At 65.2% G+C, this 15899-nt stretch carries 10 protein-coding genes; 5 read left to right on the top strand and 5 right to left on the bottom strand.

Features of this window, described 5'->3' with window-relative positions; all coding sequences use genetic code 11:
- Window positions 1-5 precede the first annotated feature (5 nt).
- Genes tssF through Q8Q53_RS13455 form a run of 4 tightly spaced genes read left to right on the top strand, consistent with a single transcriptional unit; the run spans window position 6 to window position 6412 of the window.
- Window positions 6-1871 carry a type VI secretion system baseplate subunit TssF gene (tssF, locus tag Q8Q53_RS13470; protein WP_305702300.1) on the top strand — a complete coding sequence of 622 codons (1866 nt, stop codon included), beginning with the start codon at window positions 6-8 and terminating at the stop codon, window positions 1869-1871.
- A complete protein-coding gene (gene tssG / locus Q8Q53_RS13465; RefSeq protein ID WP_305702299.1) occupies window positions 1835-2890 on the top strand; it encodes a type VI secretion system baseplate subunit TssG in 1056 nt (351 codons plus the stop codon). Before tssF ends, tssG begins: the two co-directional genes overlap by 37 nt.
- A complete protein-coding gene (tssH, locus tag Q8Q53_RS13460) occupies window positions 2887-5547 on the top strand; it encodes a type VI secretion system ATPase TssH (protein ID WP_305702298.1) in 2661 nt (886 codons plus the stop codon). Before tssG ends, tssH begins: the two co-directional genes overlap by 4 nt.
- A gap of 10 nt (window positions 5548-5557) precedes the next feature.
- Window positions 5558-6412, top strand: coding sequence for a hypothetical protein (locus Q8Q53_RS13455; protein WP_305702297.1), 855 nt, complete (start codon window positions 5558-5560; stop codon window positions 6410-6412).
- Window positions 6413-6430: 18 nt separating this feature from the next.
- Here the strand turns inward: Q8Q53_RS13455 and Q8Q53_RS13450 are convergent, their stop codons facing one another.
- Entirely contained in the window at window positions 6431-7528 is a 1098-nt protein-coding gene (locus tag Q8Q53_RS13450) for a hypothetical protein (protein ID WP_305702296.1), read from the bottom strand.
- 161 nt (window positions 7529-7689) lie between these two features.
- Between Q8Q53_RS13450 and Q8Q53_RS13445 the strand changes: the two genes are divergently transcribed.
- Window positions 7690-9117, top strand: a complete 1428-nt coding sequence (locus Q8Q53_RS13445) for a class I SAM-dependent methyltransferase (RefSeq protein WP_305702295.1) — start codon at window positions 7690-7692, stop codon at window positions 9115-9117.
- Between the two features lie 9 nt (window positions 9118-9126).
- On the opposite strand, the gene Q8Q53_RS13440 is transcribed toward Q8Q53_RS13445, so the two are convergent.
- Genes Q8Q53_RS13440 through tssM form a run of 4 tightly spaced genes read right to left on the bottom strand, consistent with a single transcriptional unit; the run spans window position 9127 to window position 15885 of the window.
- Window positions 9127-11109 carry a serine/threonine-protein kinase gene (locus tag Q8Q53_RS13440; protein WP_305702294.1) on the bottom strand — a complete coding sequence of 661 codons (1983 nt, stop codon included), beginning with the start codon at window positions 11107-11109 and terminating at the stop codon, window positions 9127-9129.
- Window positions 11106-11885, bottom strand: coding sequence for a PP2C family serine/threonine-protein phosphatase (locus tag Q8Q53_RS13435; protein WP_305702293.1), 780 nt, complete (start codon window positions 11883-11885; stop codon window positions 11106-11108). The genes Q8Q53_RS13440 and Q8Q53_RS13435 overlap by 4 nt, the downstream gene beginning before the upstream one ends.
- Entirely contained in the window at window positions 11882-12415 is a 534-nt protein-coding gene (tagF, locus tag Q8Q53_RS13430) for a type VI secretion system-associated protein TagF (protein WP_305702292.1), read from the bottom strand. The genes Q8Q53_RS13435 and tagF overlap by 4 nt, the downstream gene beginning before the upstream one ends.
- Entirely contained in the window at window positions 12415-15885 is a 3471-nt protein-coding gene (gene tssM, locus Q8Q53_RS13425; RefSeq protein ID WP_305702291.1) for a type VI secretion system membrane subunit TssM, read from the bottom strand. The genes tagF and tssM overlap by 1 nt, the downstream gene beginning before the upstream one ends.
- Window positions 15886-15899: the final 14 nt, after the last annotated feature.

Genomic DNA, 15899 nt, shown 5'->3' with positions numbered 1-15899 from the left:
AGGAAATGGACCCGCGCCTGCTGCACGCCTACAATGATGAGCTGACCTATCTGCGCGAAGCCGCGCGCGAGTTCGGTGAAGAGCACGAGGAAGTCGCCGCACGACTTGGCCTGAAAACCCCAACCGATCCCGATCCGTATGTGGAACGCTTGCTGGAAGGCGTCGCGTTCCTGGCGGCGCGGGTCAGCCTGAAACAGCAGGATCAGTATCCGGAGTTTACCCAGCATTTGTTGCAGGCGGTTCAGCCGCATTACCTCGCCCCGACGCCGTCGATCTGCATCGCCGGGTTCGAACCGCAGGACGGCGACCCGGCGCTGGCCACCGGCATTGCCGTGCCGCGCGGCACGGATCTGACTGCGCTGGCGAGTGAGCAGGACAACGTGCCGGTCACGTTCCGCACCGGCCACGACGTGACGCTGTGGCCATTGAAAATCACCCAGGTCGAGTTTCTCGGTTCCCGCGCGGCCGTCGCGCCGTTCGCGGCGGCGGCGGGGGTTCGCGCTGAATCCGGCATTCGCCTGCGGTTCGCCCCGACCGCCGGATTGACCCTTGATCAGATCAACCCGGCGGCATTGCCGATCTATCTGGCTGGAACCGAAAGTGCGCCGGGCGAACTCTATCGTCATCTGATCGGGCACTGCGTCGCCGTCATGGGCCGGGCGCCGGGTTCGGGGGCGGGCAAGCAGGGCTGGACCGATCTGCCCAAACCCCGGCAGATCGGCTTTGACGACAATCAGGCACTGCTGCCGGCCGAACTGCGATCATTTCGGGGCTACCGGTTGCTGACCGAATACTTTGCCTGCCCGGAACGCTTCCTGTTTGTCGACCTGCCGGAACTGGGCCGCGCATTTGCCGGGTGCAAGGACGAATGCGACATCGTCCTGCTGTTCGACCGGCATTCCGCCGTGCTGGATGGCGCGCTGGAACCGGGCAGCTTCCGGCTGTTTGCCACACCGGCGATCAACCTGTTCGAAAAGCAGCTGGGCCGGGTCCAGGTTGAACCCCACAATCACGAATTTCACGTCGTACCGGATCGCACGCGCCCCCTCGATTTCGAGGTTTACCGCCTGCTCGATGTGCAGGCCTATAGCCGTGACAGCGTGGACGGGGCCAAGGTCGCGCCGCTCTATGCCTATGGCGCGCTGCTGTATGACTGGCGCGATGCGCTGTTCTACACCACCCAGCTGCGCCCCCGGCTGCTGTCAAAGCGCGAACAGCGGCTGCGGCGGCGCAGCGATTACCTGGGCACGGAAACCTGGCTCAGCCTTACATCGCCCAGCAATCCGGAACGACTGGACGCGATCACCGAACTGGGCGTGCGGGCTCTGGTGACCAACCGGGAGCTGCCCGAACTGCTGACCTTCCGGGGTGAGCATCACTTTGCCGTTTCGGGCGTGCCGGTCCGCACGGTCAGCGTGCTGCGCGCGCCGACCCGGCCGCGTCCGCCGATGGGGCTGACCGATGCCGCGTGGCGGGTGATCGGCCACCTGACCCCGAACTATTCGACCCTGGCGCCAGAGGACAACGACGATCCCGCCCAGCTGCGCGATCATCTGGCGCTCTATGGCCGTCAGGACGATGCGCTGCTGCGCCGCCAGATCGACGGCATTCTGGGGGTGCGCAGCCGGGCCATCAGCCGCCGCGTGCCCGGACTGGACCGGACCGCCGTTGCGCGCGGGCAGTGCATCACGATCCGGCTGGACGATGCGTCGTTCGATCAATCGCGCCTGTTCCTGTTCACCGCCGTGCTGGAACGGTTCCTGGCCGAATTTGCCACCGTCAACAGCTTTACCGAATGTCACTTTGAAACCCCGCTCGAAGGAAATCTGGTCAAATGGCCCCCCCGCATCGGCCGCCAGCACAACATCTGAGCTATCTGGCGAGCGCTGCGCCAACGGTCCGCAAGTGGGGCCTGTTTCCGCTGTTGCGGCGGCTGGAAGCGCTGGCGGGCGGGCTGCCCCGGATCGGGCGGGCGCGGTTGCCCAACCAGAACGTCGCCGAACTGCGCCAGGCCCCCAGCCTGAACTTCCCGGCCGCCACGCTGGAAGCGATCGAGCAGGAACGCGGCCGCGCCAGCATTACCGGGCACTGGCTGGGCCTGCTTGGCCCGATGGGGCCGATGCCGATCCACCTGACCGAATACGCGCATTACGAAGCGCGCTATGCCAAATCGCGACCATTCGGGCGGTTTCTGGACTTGCTCAGCGGGCGGATGCTGCAATTCTTCTATCGGGCCTGGGCGGATTCGCAGCCTGCCGCACAGCTGGACCGGCCGCAGGACGACCGGTTTGCAAACTATCTGGCGCACTTGTCCGGCGCGCGGTTGGGCGTGGCGGCAGACAGCGCCTTTCCGGCAGCGGCGCGGCTGCATTACGCCGGGTTTTTCGCCTCGCGCCGCAGTGCGGCGGGCATTCAGGATGCACTGTCCCACCTGCTGCGCCAGCCACTGGTCGTGCAGGAATACCAGCCCCGCTGGCAGACTATCGAAGTCGCGGATCGTTCGCGCCTCGGCACCGGTTTTTGCGTGCTGGGCGAGGACGCGATCCTGGGGTCGCGGGTCAAGACGGTGACGGATGCCTTCCGCGTGGTGATCCGCGCGCAGTCCCATCAGGATTACCTGTCGCTGATGCCCACCGGCAACCGCTTCGCGATCGCCGCCGAAGCGCTGGACGCTTTTGCGCCGCGTCATCTGGAATGGGATATCGCGGTGGAAATCGCCAGCCATCAGGCCCCGCCGACCCGGCTCGATGGCCGCGCCCGGCTGGGCTGGACCAGCTGGGTAGGGCGCGACGCCAACCAGCCCATTCGCCGCGACGCCCATCTGCGCCGCAGTTCACGCCGCAAGCCAGCAACCACACAGCAGCATCAAACCGGGGGAATAGCATCATGACCGAGATCAGCCGGGCCTCGCTTTTCGGGCGGCTCAACCCGACCACGCTCAAGGGCATCGAAACCGCAACCAGCTTCTGCAAGATGCGCGGCAACCCCTATGTCGAACTGATCCACTGGCTGCACGTGCTGTTGCAGGATCCGCAGAACGATCTGGGGGCGATCCGCACCGCGTTCGGCCTGAACGATACCCAGCTCGCCCGCGATGTGGTGGCCGCGCTCGACGCCTTGCCGCGCGGGGCCAGCGCGATTTCCGATTTCGCCCCGCAGATCGAGGAAGCGATCGAGAAGGGCTGGATCTATGCCTCGCTGCAATTTTCGGCCAGCCGGGTGCGGACCGGCCACCTGGTGTACGGGATGCTCAAGACCGCGACGCTGAAGAACGCGCTGTTCGGGATTTCGGCCGAATTCCGCAAGATCCAGGTCGAAAAGCTGGGCGATGAATTCGAACGCATCACCGCCCCTTCCGGGGAAACCACTTCGATTGATTCCGGTCCCGGCAGCGCAGGCGGCGGCGAAGCCGGGGCCGGCCCGGTGGGTGAAGGCGAGGCGCTGGCCAAGTTCTCCATCGACCTGACCGAAAAGGCCCGCAGCGGCGAGATCGACAAGATCGTCGGGCGCGATGCGGAAATCCGGCAGGTCGTCGATATCCTGCTGCGGCGGCGGCAGAACAACCCGATCCTGGTGGGTGAGGCCGGGGTCGGCAAGACCGCCGTGGCCGAAGGCTTTGCGCGGCGCATTACCGATGGCGATGTTCCGCCCGCCTTGCAGGGCGTGACCGTGCGCTCGCTCGATATCGGGCTGCTGCAGGCCGGGGCATCGGTCAAGGGTGAGTTCGAGAAGCGGTTGCGGCAGGTGATCGACGAGGTTGAGTCCAGCCCCAAGCCGATCATCCTGTTCATCGATGAGGCCCACACTCTGGTCGGCGCGGGCGGTCAGGCCGGAACCGGCGATGCCGCCAACCTGCTGAAGCCAGCGCTGGCGCGCGGACGGCTGCGGACCATCGCGGCGACGACCTACGCCGAATACCGCCAGTATTTCGAGAAAGACCCCGCGCTGACCCGCCGGTTCCAGACGGTCGACGTCGGCGAGCCCGATACGGACAACGCCGTTGCCATGCTGCGTTCGGTCGCGCCGATGATGGAAAAGCACCATGACGTGGTGCTGCTGGATGAAGCGGTGGACGCAGCGGTCAAGCTGTCACAGCGCTATGTTCCGGCGCGGCAGCTGCCGGACAAGGCGGTCAGCCTGCTCGACACCGCCTGCGCGCGCGTCGCCGTGTCGCAGCACGCTGTCCCCGCCCAGGTCGAGGATCGCCGCCGCCGGGTCGAACTGCTGGAAGTCGAGCGCGAGATCGCCGCGCGTGAACAGGCCGGGCAGTATCGCAGCGATGACCGCGTCGCCAAGATCGACGAATTGCTGATCGATGCGCGGGCCGAACAGGAAGCCGCCGAGGTCAAGTGGGAAGCCGAAAAGGTCGCGCTGGAAGGCGTGCGCAGTGCCCGAGACGCCCTGGCCACCGCCAACGCCCCCGCACCGGAGGGTGAAGATGCCCCCGCACCGGTCGATACCGCCGCGCTCAAGGCCGCGCTCGACACTGCGCTCGAAGCGATGCGCGCCGCGCAGGGCGACGCGCCGATGGTGTTCGGCGTGGCCGATGCCGATGCCGTCGCCGCCGTGGTCGGTGACTGGACCGGGATTCCGGTGGGGCGGATGGTCAAGAACGAGATCGCCTCGGTCCTGACCATTTCCGACCAGTTGAAAGAACGGGTGATCGGCCAGGACGACGCGATGGATGCCATCGCCAAGCGCATCCAGACCAGCCGCGCCAAGCTGGACAACCCGAACAAGCCGGTGGGCGTGTTCATGCTGTGCGGCCCATCCGGCGTCGGCAAGACCGAAACCGCGCACGTCCTGTCGGAACTGCTCTATTCCGGCGATGACAGCCTGATCGTCATCAACATGAGCGAGTTTCAGGAAGCCCACACCGTCTCCACGCTCAAGGGCGCGCCGGCCGGGTATGTCGGCTATGGCCAGGGCGGCGTGCTGACCGAAGCGGTGCGGCGGCGGCCCTATTCGGTGGTGCTGCTCGACGAAGTGGAAAAGGCCCACCCCGACGTCCACGAGATGTTCTTCCAGGTCTTCGACAAGGGCTTCATGAACGACAGCGAAGGGCGGTTCATCGATTTCAAGAACACCCTGATCCTGCTGACCAGCAACGTCGGGACCGATCTGATCACGACGATGAGCGAGGACGAGGAAATGAAGCCCTCGACCGAGGCGCTGGCCTCGGCGCTGCGCCCGGATCTGCTCAAGACCTTCCCGCCCGCGCTGCTCGGTCGCCTGATGGTTCTGCCCTATTACCCGCTCTCGCCAACCATGCTGCAAGGGATCGTCCGCTTGCAGATGGCCCGCGTGGTCAAGCGGTTCATGGAAAACCACGGGATCGTGTTCAGCTATGGTCAGGAAGTGGTCGAACTGATCGTATCGCGCTGCAACGAAGTCGCCAGCGGCGGCCGCGTGATTGACGCGATCCTGACCAACACCATGCTGCCTGAAATCTCGATCCAGCTGCTCGAAAAGCAGATGTCGGGCGAGCCGATCGAAACCATCGACGTGACGGTGGACGGCGATGGCTTCAAATACGTGTTCGGTTGAGGAGGGGACGATGGCCTCATTGAAATTTCAGCCTCCTGCACCGCAGAACATGGCCAGCTACTTTGACGATATCACTAGCGCGCGGATCAAGAATTTCAACGGTATCTACCGGCTGGACTTCAAAGGTGCGCTGAAGGCGGTGCGAAGTCGGTCTAGCGTTGCGGAGCGTCTCGCCTTGTTGGCGGAGTTCTCGTCTCGGATGGAAAACATCGGCCAACAGCAAGGCTATCTGGCTGAACCACCGAAAGAGGCCGATGCAGCAGGCTCAATCGCCAAGTTCATCATCGAAGACGGGCTTGGCCTGAAGCAGAAAACCGTTGATCAAAAGATCTATGACAAGGGCATCAGCCTGACCAAGGACTGGGTCAAAAGCGGCCTGAACTCCACAGGGCAAGGTGCGTTCCGGCTGATGGACGTCATCTGGAAAATCCTGAATGCCAGTTCTGCCACCGATGTAGCAAGAATCCTCGCCAAGGAAGGAGGCAAGGATTTGGCTAGCTGGGTCAGCGCCAACGCGCCTACCATTGCCAAACGCGCCCTGAAGGCCGGTGGATACAACTCTCGCGCTCGCAACCAGATCATGCGCACAATCGCTTCACGCATTGCCTTGCTCAAAGCGCCCTTCAAGTTGCTGGCCCGATTCCAGCCGATTATCTTTGCCTTGGACATTTTCCTGACGCCGACCGAAACTGTCAGCGATTTCGAGGAGCAACGCAGTCTGTTTCTGCTCTACTTTTCGCAGTTGCATGCCGATCAGAACTCTATTTTCTCGGAAATCATCGGCAAAAATGCCAATCCTGCAAAAGGGCAGTTGTCCGTGCCTCTCAGCCAGTTGTTGCAGACTTCGATTTCCTCATCCCGCTAGACGTCAGACGGCTTCATTCTACCGCTGTGCCAGCCGGATAATCACTTCGAACCCTTCGGCCAGCGCCGCCACATCATCGGCGCGGTCGGTGCCGTTGATGATCTTGCGGGCGTTGAAATAGTCGCACTTTTCCTCGTTGATGAACCGGCCCAGGCCAACACCCGTGAACGATCCATTGCGCATACCGATCGACATGATGTTGTAGGCGTTATCATAGACCAGCGCCTTGTCCGGATCGGTCACCAGCGCGTCGCCCAGCGATAGCTGCTTGCTCAATTTCTTGTACAAGTCCTTCCAGGTGAGCTGGACGAAGCCGCGCCCGGCATATTTCACGCCATCACCGGCAGTGGTGTTGCCCATCCGCTTGGCCCGCAGTGGATTTTCGCCTTCGACGTCATACTTGCGCTTGAGATAGGCATCCCCGCCGGTTTCCTTGATCGGCCAGAAATTGTGCATCGCCTCGATCTTGGTGGTGGCCAGCATATAGGCCGCCCAGCGCAGATCGGTCACTTCGGTATCCCCCGTGATCCGCTGCACCAGCGTGCGGAAGTTTGGCGCGGCCTGATCCTGGGTGCCGTCCGTGATCTGAAGTTTGAACAGCTTTTCCAGCTTGTCGAGATCGATCGTGCTGCTGAGTGTGTTGTCACAATCCCCGAACAGGTCGCCGGTCTGGCTGGCGCGGGCATTGGCCTGAATCCGTTTGAACGTCGGCCCGGTCGGGCTGCTGAGCAGGCCGTCGACTACCGTGGTGCGCATCACATCGCGCTGAAACGCCTCGATCCGTTCGATCACCGCATCCGAAATCTCGCCATCGACTGGCAAGGCCGTACGCGGCGGATCAAGCAGATGCAGCGTGCGCTGATACGGCAGCGGCCCCAGTTGCGGCCCGGCGTAATAACCGGTGTAGTGATCGACGGCCGCAAATGGCGCAGTGGAATTGGCGATCCGCAGGTCCGGCAGGCCAAACACACTGCCCGCCCAATCGGCAAACGGCGGATGGCCGGCGACGAGACGGGTGGCCGCTTCACAGCGGTTGAACAAATCCTGGACAATCGCGACATCGGCGGGCCGGTTGGCGCCTTGTTTACCAACTGATTTTCGGATCGTCAGACGCATTGGACCGGTCCATCTTTCCTGTCATCGCAGTGGCTGGATCATCGGACCATACCGCACCAACTGCAATGCAATTCGTAATCCATCCGGGCGGCGATTCATTCTTTTGCGAATATCATTTCACACCCTAGTCTCCAGCAACTGATGCAGCGACAGGCCACCTGATGACGACTACTTCCTATGACACCGTTGCTTACCCGACCGCGATGTTTCCGCAGACCCACCCGGACCGGCTGGCGCTGATCGCACAATTGCATGGCCTGACCGCTGCAGCACCGGAGCGGGCACGGGTGCTGGAGATCGGCGGCGGGGATGGGTTCAACCTGATCGCGCTGGCCGCCGCATTCCCGCAGGCACAGTTCGTCAGCTTTGATCTGTCCGCCGCCGCAGTCGCGCGCGGGCAGGCGCTGGCCGCGGCATCGGGCATGGCCAACATCTGTATCGAACAGGCCGACATCATGGATTACGTCGCGGCCGCTGCGCCCGGCAGCTTCGATTACATCATCGCGCACGGTGTCTACGCCTGGGTGCCAGGCCCGGTGCAACAGGCGGTGATGGCGCTGGCGGGCAAGGCGCTCGCCCCGGACGGCTTGTTCTTTGTCAGCTACAACGCGCTGCCGGGCGGCCATATCCGCCGGGTCATGCGTGAAATGCTGCTGGATGCACTGGCCGATGTTCACGGCATCGAAGCGCGGATCGCGGCGGCCCGCGCCTTTCTGGAAAACCACGCCCGCCCGCGGGAGGGTGACGATTCGGTCGTATCCGCGATGCGCGCGCAATCCGTGGCAATGCTGAGCAGGCCCGATGCCGTGCTGTTCCATGACGAGCTGGGCGAGGTCTTTTCGCCCCAATCACTGGCCGATACGGCCGCTGCAGCGACGGCCGTGGGGCTGGAGTTTCTGAACGATTCGGGCCGCAACCGGCTGGGCGACGGGTTCCTGCCCGATGGCGCCGCCGCGCAAGGCCCCGTGCCGACGGAGGCCATCGTCCAGGCCGCGCAGCGCGATGACTACGCCGCGATGCGGTTCTTCCGGCAAAGCCTGTTCACCCGCGCCGGGCGCAACCCCGGCCGGACCCCGGCGCTGGACGTGCTGCGCGGCTGCCATGCCGCCGGACAATTCCAGCTGGGTGACAACGGGGCAATCCAGTGCGGCGAAACCACGTTCGCGCTGCGTGACCATGGCTTGCAGGACTGGTTGCTACAGCTGGGCAGCGGCTGGCCTGCGCACCGCCCGGTGGCGGAAATCGCCGATCCGGCGGACCGGCTTGACGGGCTGTTCGAGCTGTTCAAGCTGGGGCTGCTGCACCTCAGCACTGCCCCACCCCCGTTCACGCTGGGCAGTTCCGCGCACCCGCTGGCCAGCCCGCTGGTTCGCGCGCAAATCGCGCTGGGCCACCCGGCGGTGACGACGCTGCATTTCGAACAGATGCAGTTGCCCGATCCGGCCGCGCGCGGCCTGCTCGCCAGGCTGGATGGTCAGGCCGACCATGCTGAACTAGCGCAAGTCTGGGCCGCGTTGCCGCACGACCCCGCCCTGCAACTGGCCGATGCGCTGGCACTGATCGCAGCCCAGCGCTTGCTGCGGGCATGATCCGTCCGCTCAGCCCGGCGGGGCGGTTTCGGGCACTTCATCGACGATCTTGAACCACGTCATGTCAACCTGCCAGCCGTTCTGCCGCGCGGTGGCGAGGAACCGGGTATGCCAATCCTCACCCCGCGCGCCGGGCGGCGGCGCGATCAGGGCCGGATCGATCGCATTGGCGGAATAGACCACCAGCACGCCCACCAGGCCATCCACCGGCTGCGCGGCCTTCAGCGTGGCCGACCCATCCGGATTCATGCCCCCGTTGGCCGGATTTTCGAGATAGGCCCGCAGGTCCGCCGTGCTGTTCACAAACACCGCCGCAGTGCCATCCGGATCGATCCCGCCCAGCGCCAACTGGCCGCGCATCGCATCGGCCGAGATATGGATCTGCGGCACGGCGACGATCTGGCCCTGACTGGCCCCTTCAGACTGGAGCGCCTTTTCATACTTGGTCTGGTCCGAAACGATATCGCCCCCGCGCGCCGATTTGATCGGGCGATAGGCATCGAGCAACGCGCAAATGGCAGTCGGAGCGGGCGAGACGTTCTCAAAATTGATGCTGGCAACGGTCAGCCCGCTCGCCACCAATGCGTTAGTGATCGCGGTCTGGGTGCGCGCGGTATAGCCTGCCACGCCCCGGAACGAGGCCGTGACGCCGCCTTGTGCCACTTCCAGCTTGTCCATATCCAGCCAGGAACACGGCAGGCTGGGCAACACGCCAAGCACAGCCTTGCGCGCGGTTGCATCGGGTGCATCGGCGCTTGCGGCGGCCTCGGTCGGCGCTGTCTCCGGGGCGGTCTGATCGCCCGGCAGCAGCACAGCAACAGCAGCCAGCACGGCCGTGACCAGCACGCCGCCGCCGACCAGCGCCGGCTTGGCCTTGACGAAATCGACCACTTTCGCCGCCAGCCCCGGTCCGGCAGGCTTGGCCGGGATCTCGGGTTTGGCCGCCGCCAGCAGCGCCGGATTGTCCAGCGCCGCGATCACTTCGGTCATCGAGCGCAGCCGGTCCTTCGGGTTGGGCTGAAGCATCGCCATCAGGATCGGGCGGAGCGGTTCCGGCGCAATCGACACATCCACACCCGCGCGGCGCTTTTCCACCGCGTCGAACAGGGTTGCGCCCATGTCCACGTTTTTGCCCGAAGCGACCGCCAGGATCACCAGTGCCAGACTGTAGATATCGCTCCACGGTCCCATTTCGCGATCGAAATAGCCCAGCTGTTCGGGCGCGACATAAGCCAGCTTACCGGCAAAGCCATCACCGATGATCGTCGCCTTGCCGGGATCAAGATCCTTCGCGATGCCGAAATCGATGATCCGCGCCTTGTTCAGCTCGCCATCTTCCAGGATCACGTTGTCAGGTGAGATATCGCGGTGAACCGCGCCCAGTTCGTGCGCCACGCGCAGCCCGTCGGCCAGCCGCCGCATCAGCCCGGCCAGGCTGGCGGCATCGCGCGGCACGCTGGCCAGCACATCCGACAGATTCTTGCCGTCGATATATTCGGTGACGATATACAGCACGCCCAGCCGCGGTTCCTGCGCCAGCAGGCGATAGGTCACCAGCGCCGGGTGCGACAGCCGGGTCAGCGTGGTGGCTTCCTTGCGGAACATGGCCTGCACGTTGGGATCGGCGGCCAGCGCCGGCAGAATTACCTTGATCGCCACCCGTTCATCCGGGTTGTTGACGTTCACCCCTTCATAGACTTCCCCCATCCCGCCGCGCGCGATGAACCGGCGCACTTCGTAGATGTGGTTGAGGACGTCTCCGGTGCGGATGCGGCCATCGCCCGCCGCAGGCATCGCACTGGCGGCCGGTTCGGCGGGAGGTGCGGGAGCGGGAGCGGGAGCAGGAGCAGGAGCAGGAGCAGGTGCAGGTGCCGGGCCGGGAAGCGGAGCAGGCGGCACGGGAATGGCCGAGGCGCCGGGATTGAAAGGCGCGAACACCGTCTTGGGATCGTCGCCAGCGCCGCCGTCCTGCGGCTCGTCGGGATTGCTCATGGCTGTACTCCCGCAGGCGCGGCCTCGGCGGGAGCGAAGATCAACTGGGTTGGCTCCTGCGCCTGCACGATTACCACTGTCACGTTGTCGCGCGCGCCCACCACCAGGCAGCGGTCGATCAAGCTGTCGCTGCTTTCGTCGAACCGGCCCTGCATCAGCAAGTGCTGGATTTCCGCGTCCTCCAACACGCCGTGCAACCCGTCGCTGCACAGCAGGAACAAGTCGCCGGCCTGCACGCTGTCGGTAAATCCTTCCAGTTCCAGCGTCGCTTCGACGCCGACCGCCTTGGCCAGCACGTGAGCCATGGGATGCGTCCGGGCCTCCTCTGGCGGCAGGATGCCCCGGTCGACCAGAGCCTGGACCTGGGTATGATCGGTCGTCAGCTGGTGGAGCACCCCGCCCCGCAGCAGATAGGCGCGCGAATCGCCCGCCCACAACACGCCAAACGCGCCGCCCGACACGACCAGGCCGACAACGGTCGATCCGATTTGCGCGCCGCGTTCCTGCCCTTTGGTATAGATTTCTGCATTCGCCCGATGGATTGCATCGGAACAGGCCGCCAGCAGCGCGTCAAAGTCAGCGGTCGGGGGCAATTCGCCAATCGCCCGGGTGATGACCTGCGATGCCCAGTCGCCGCTTTCATGCCCGCCCATGCCATCGGCAACGATCCACACACCCTGATCAGGCAGGGCTGCAAACGCATCCTCGTTATGATCGCGCACCGATCCGCGATCGGTTCGGGCTGACCAGTCGAGCCGGAAATTGCTTCGAGTCATGCAAGCTGCTCCGTCACGGCGATCATGCTGGAAATCAGGTTTGGCGGAAAGGGCGCGCTGAGCGGCGCAGGCGGATCAGGCAGCAGTTCTGCACCGTCCAGCCACCAGCCATCCGGTCCGCATTCATCGGCCCCAGCCGGGGTTACGGCGCTCGCCTGACGCAACAGCTCGTCCGCGCTCCACTGACCGGGCAGTGCCGCAAACAGCAGTTCCTCGCACGCCGCAGCGTATCCGGCGGCCTCAACCCGGTTTGCCGTGCGCCGCGCCAGCAGGATCGGAAAGATCCGTCCGGCCCGGTCGATCGACGGGGCCAGCGCCCCGGCCAGCCAGTTGTCACCGCCATCGGCAACCACACAGCGCCACGGCGGAGCGGCCGAGAAACGGTCCGCAAATTCATCGCCATAGGCGCCTTGTGCAACCTGCATCGCCGACGACAGGCGCGTATCCCAGTAGTGCTGCTGCGCCTCGGTCAGCCCGCGCGCCACGAAATCGCCGTGCGCGGGGAGTTTCCCGAAAAGCAGCGCCGTCATCACAGCGCCGTCGGACAACGGAACGTCCAGATACTGCCGCGATTGAACGGATGCCGGTTCGACGCCAGGCTGATCCGCAGCGTTGCGCTGCGATCGCCGCTGCCGAACGTGGCGAGGAACTGCGTTTCGCCGTTGTTCTTGCGGCGGGCCTTGTCCATCAGCCGGAACAGCGCCCACGGCCCTTGTTCGGCCACTTCGTCAACCTGCTGGCCGCCGCTGAAGAACGTGATGTGCGCTTCGGGCGCGCCGGCCTGCGGGAGCCATTGCATGGCCTTGTCGCCGGGCGTGCTGCGGTCAAACCGGTAACTGGTGCCGCCTGCACCAAACTCGATCGCATCGACCCCGCCCCCCAGGTTGTCGAGCCCCACCTTATAGGGCAGCCCGCCCAGCAAGAGGTCGCGAATGGCCGGAACCTCGGCGAACTGTTCGGCACTGGCAGGGTCCAGCATGGCCCCGACGGGATCATCCATGCGCCACCGCCACACCGGCCCGGCGGAATCCATCATCGGCATCAGACGGTCACGCACGAACGAATCCATCATCCCGCCATTGCCGAAAAAACGGATCACGTCCGCAACGCTGGCGTCATCCCTGGATGCTGCAAAAAAAGGGTAGCGGTCTTGGACCACCCCTTTGCATGCCGGGAGGACAGTATCGGCGTAAGCCTGCGAAACCGCGCCCTGCACGGCCGATGTCTGCGCCGATGCGCCGCCCTTCGCCGTTTCGCCGACGAACGGCTGGAGCAGCGCGGGCGCGGTAGCCCCGGCGGCCTGGACCGCTGCGGTCGCCTGCGCCATCTGCGCCTGCACCGCATCGCCCGCTCCGCCGATGGTCGAAGACCGCCCCGCGATCACCGCCTGCCCGGCGCTGCGCACCGCGGTGATGAATTCATCGACCGGAGCCGGGGCCTTGCCATCGCCGACGTACGCGCCAAGTTCACGGAAGTAATTGCTGATTTCAGACCCGGCATCCATTCCGCCGCCGCCGGTCGGCACCAGTTGCGCCGCCGTGCCCAGCTTTTGCGTGACTTTCGTCATCGCCATGTTCTTGGCAGCCGTGGTCCCGCCCGTGAACGACGTGTTCTTGCGCACTTCGCCCAGCAGCAGCTTCCACGGTGAGGGTGACTTGGTGAACGCCCCGAAGGCCGCCAGATCCGAGAAGTAGGCCCCCGGCGTCATCGCCTTCACCACCGCTTCCCACTGCGCGATATATTCGCGCGCATAAGCCCCGGCCACGCCGGGCCGGACCGAGGCAATCTGCTGGCGCACAGACGCTGTATCGGCATCGCCGCCCAGCACCCACAGATCGGCTTCCAGATCCTTCTGCACGCTCAGCAAGCCGGGCTGATAGGTCTTTTCAAACCCTTCGCGGGTGAAGAAAGCCGGCACCTGCAATTGCAGCACGCCCGGCCCGTTGGCGAACGCCGCCGCATCGCCGCTGGTGATGATGTTGGCCGCCGTCCACGGCGCGCCGGACTGGGCCAGCCCCTTTTGCCGCAGGATGGCATAGGCCCGCTCCGCCACGGTCAGCGATTGCACCGCGATCCGCGCGGTCATCACCACGTTGCCGTCCAGCGGTGCCTTGCGGCCGGGCCAGACGCTGGCCATGTTCGGATCGGTCAGCAGCGCATCCAGATGCAGGCCGAGCCGCTTGCGCAAGTCCGCCCGGTCCGCCCCCGGATACGACCCGCTGGCCCAATCACCCTGCGCCCAGGACTTCACTGCGGCGGTATCGATCCCGCCGGGCCGCTGCCCGCCCAGCATCAGGTAGACCTTGAGCGGTTCGTATACCGCCAGCGGACTGGCGAGGTTCTGGTTGATCACGTTTTCCGCCCGCAGCACCACGCGCGGCAGCAGGATGCGGCGCAGTGCATCGCGATAGGCCTCATCCGCCTTGGCCGCGTGGCCGGACTGGAACAGCCCGAACCGCATCGTCCACGGCGGACCGCCCGCCTGCTGATCGCCATACCCTTGCGACAGTGCGCGCAGTTCATCCAGCACCGGCAGGGCTTCTTCCAGATCGGCATCGCTGCTGCTGACCTGGCGCAAGTCCACGCCGCGCTGGCGCACACCCTCGGCGGCGGCCTGGGCCTGTTTCAGCAGGTCGTCCTGCAGGGCCATGTTGCGATAGGTGCTGACACCCCACGCCACGACGGTCAGCAGCGCCAGCGCGGCGATCCCGCCAATTGCCCCGACCAGCCGTGACCGCAGCCGCAGCCGCGCCTTGGGGTCCATCTGCACCAGCCCGGATTCGGGGAACATGACCTCGCCCAGCAGCCGGTTGAGAAAATAGGCTTTGCCCGATCCCTGCGCCGCGCTGCGCGGCTGGTCATAGACATCGGCCATCCCGGCCAGCAGCCGGTCAAGCGGTGCGCCGTGCTGCACGCCGCTGGTGAAATAAATCCCGCGCAGGATCCCGCCCGGCAGATCGCGTGAGGCAAACGCACCGTCGAGCAGCCGGACCAGCCGCGAGCGCATGGTGGTCAGCTGTGCCGGGAAGCCCAGGATCAGGCCCCGCCGCAGCGGATCGCCTTCTTCGGCCAGACGCTTGGCCTGACGGTCGGCAACGGCTTGCGCGATTTCATCAAATGCTGCCGCAATGCCATCAGGCGTCGGTGCACCATCGCCGAACCTGAACGTATGGCCCAGCACCGCGCGCCGTCCTTCAACGTCCAGATCTTCGAAAAACTCGACGAACCCGGCCAGCAGGTCGGCCTTGGTCACGATCAGATAGATCGGCGCGGCCACTTCCAGCCCGGCCCGGATTTCGGACAGGCGCCGACGGATCGCCCCGGCATGGGCGTCAATCGCCAGCCGGTCAGCGCGCAGCAGTTCATCCGCGCCGATCGCCACGATGATCCCGTTGACCGGTTGCAGCGGCCGGTTGCGCTTGAGCAGCGCCAGAAAACTGTGCCAGGCCTTGCTGTCGGTGGCGGCATCGGAATCCTGGCTGGTATAGCGGCCCGCCGTGTCGATCATCACCGCTTCGTCGGCGAACCAGAAATCCAGATTGCGGGTGCCGCCCACCCCTTGCATCGACTGGTCACTGAACGGAAAGCGCAGCCCGGAATTAAGCAGCGCGGTGGTCTTGCCCGATCCGGGCGGGCCGATGATGACATACCAGGGCCGCGAATAGAGGTAATCGCGCCGCTTGCCCGACGCCTGCTTCAGGCTGGCCAATGCCTCGCCCATGCGCTGCGCCTGAACCTGCTCCTCGCCGGTGGTCGCGCCGCCGCCGCCGCCGATCCCCTCGACCAGTTCCTGCTGCGCCCGCCGCGCCTTGCGCGCCCGCAGGAACGCCAGCGCGCCCCAGCTACCGACAATCAGCACGGCCAGCAGCGTGCGCACCCACCACGGGTGGAACCAGCTGGCCACCAGCGGCAACCCCATGCAGAACACCAACAGCAGCAGGACCACGATCAGGACGCTGACTGTCCACCAGTTGGTCAGGAAGTTCTTCAGCTTGGCCATGCCATCCTCAACTT

It is taken from the genome of Novosphingobium sp., assembly GCF_030699305.1.
Lineage (GTDB): Bacteria > Pseudomonadota > Alphaproteobacteria > Sphingomonadales > Sphingomonadaceae > Novosphingobium.
The sequence above is the reverse complement of the archived record's forward strand: the minus strand, read 5'-3'. Positions and strand labels throughout refer to the sequence as shown.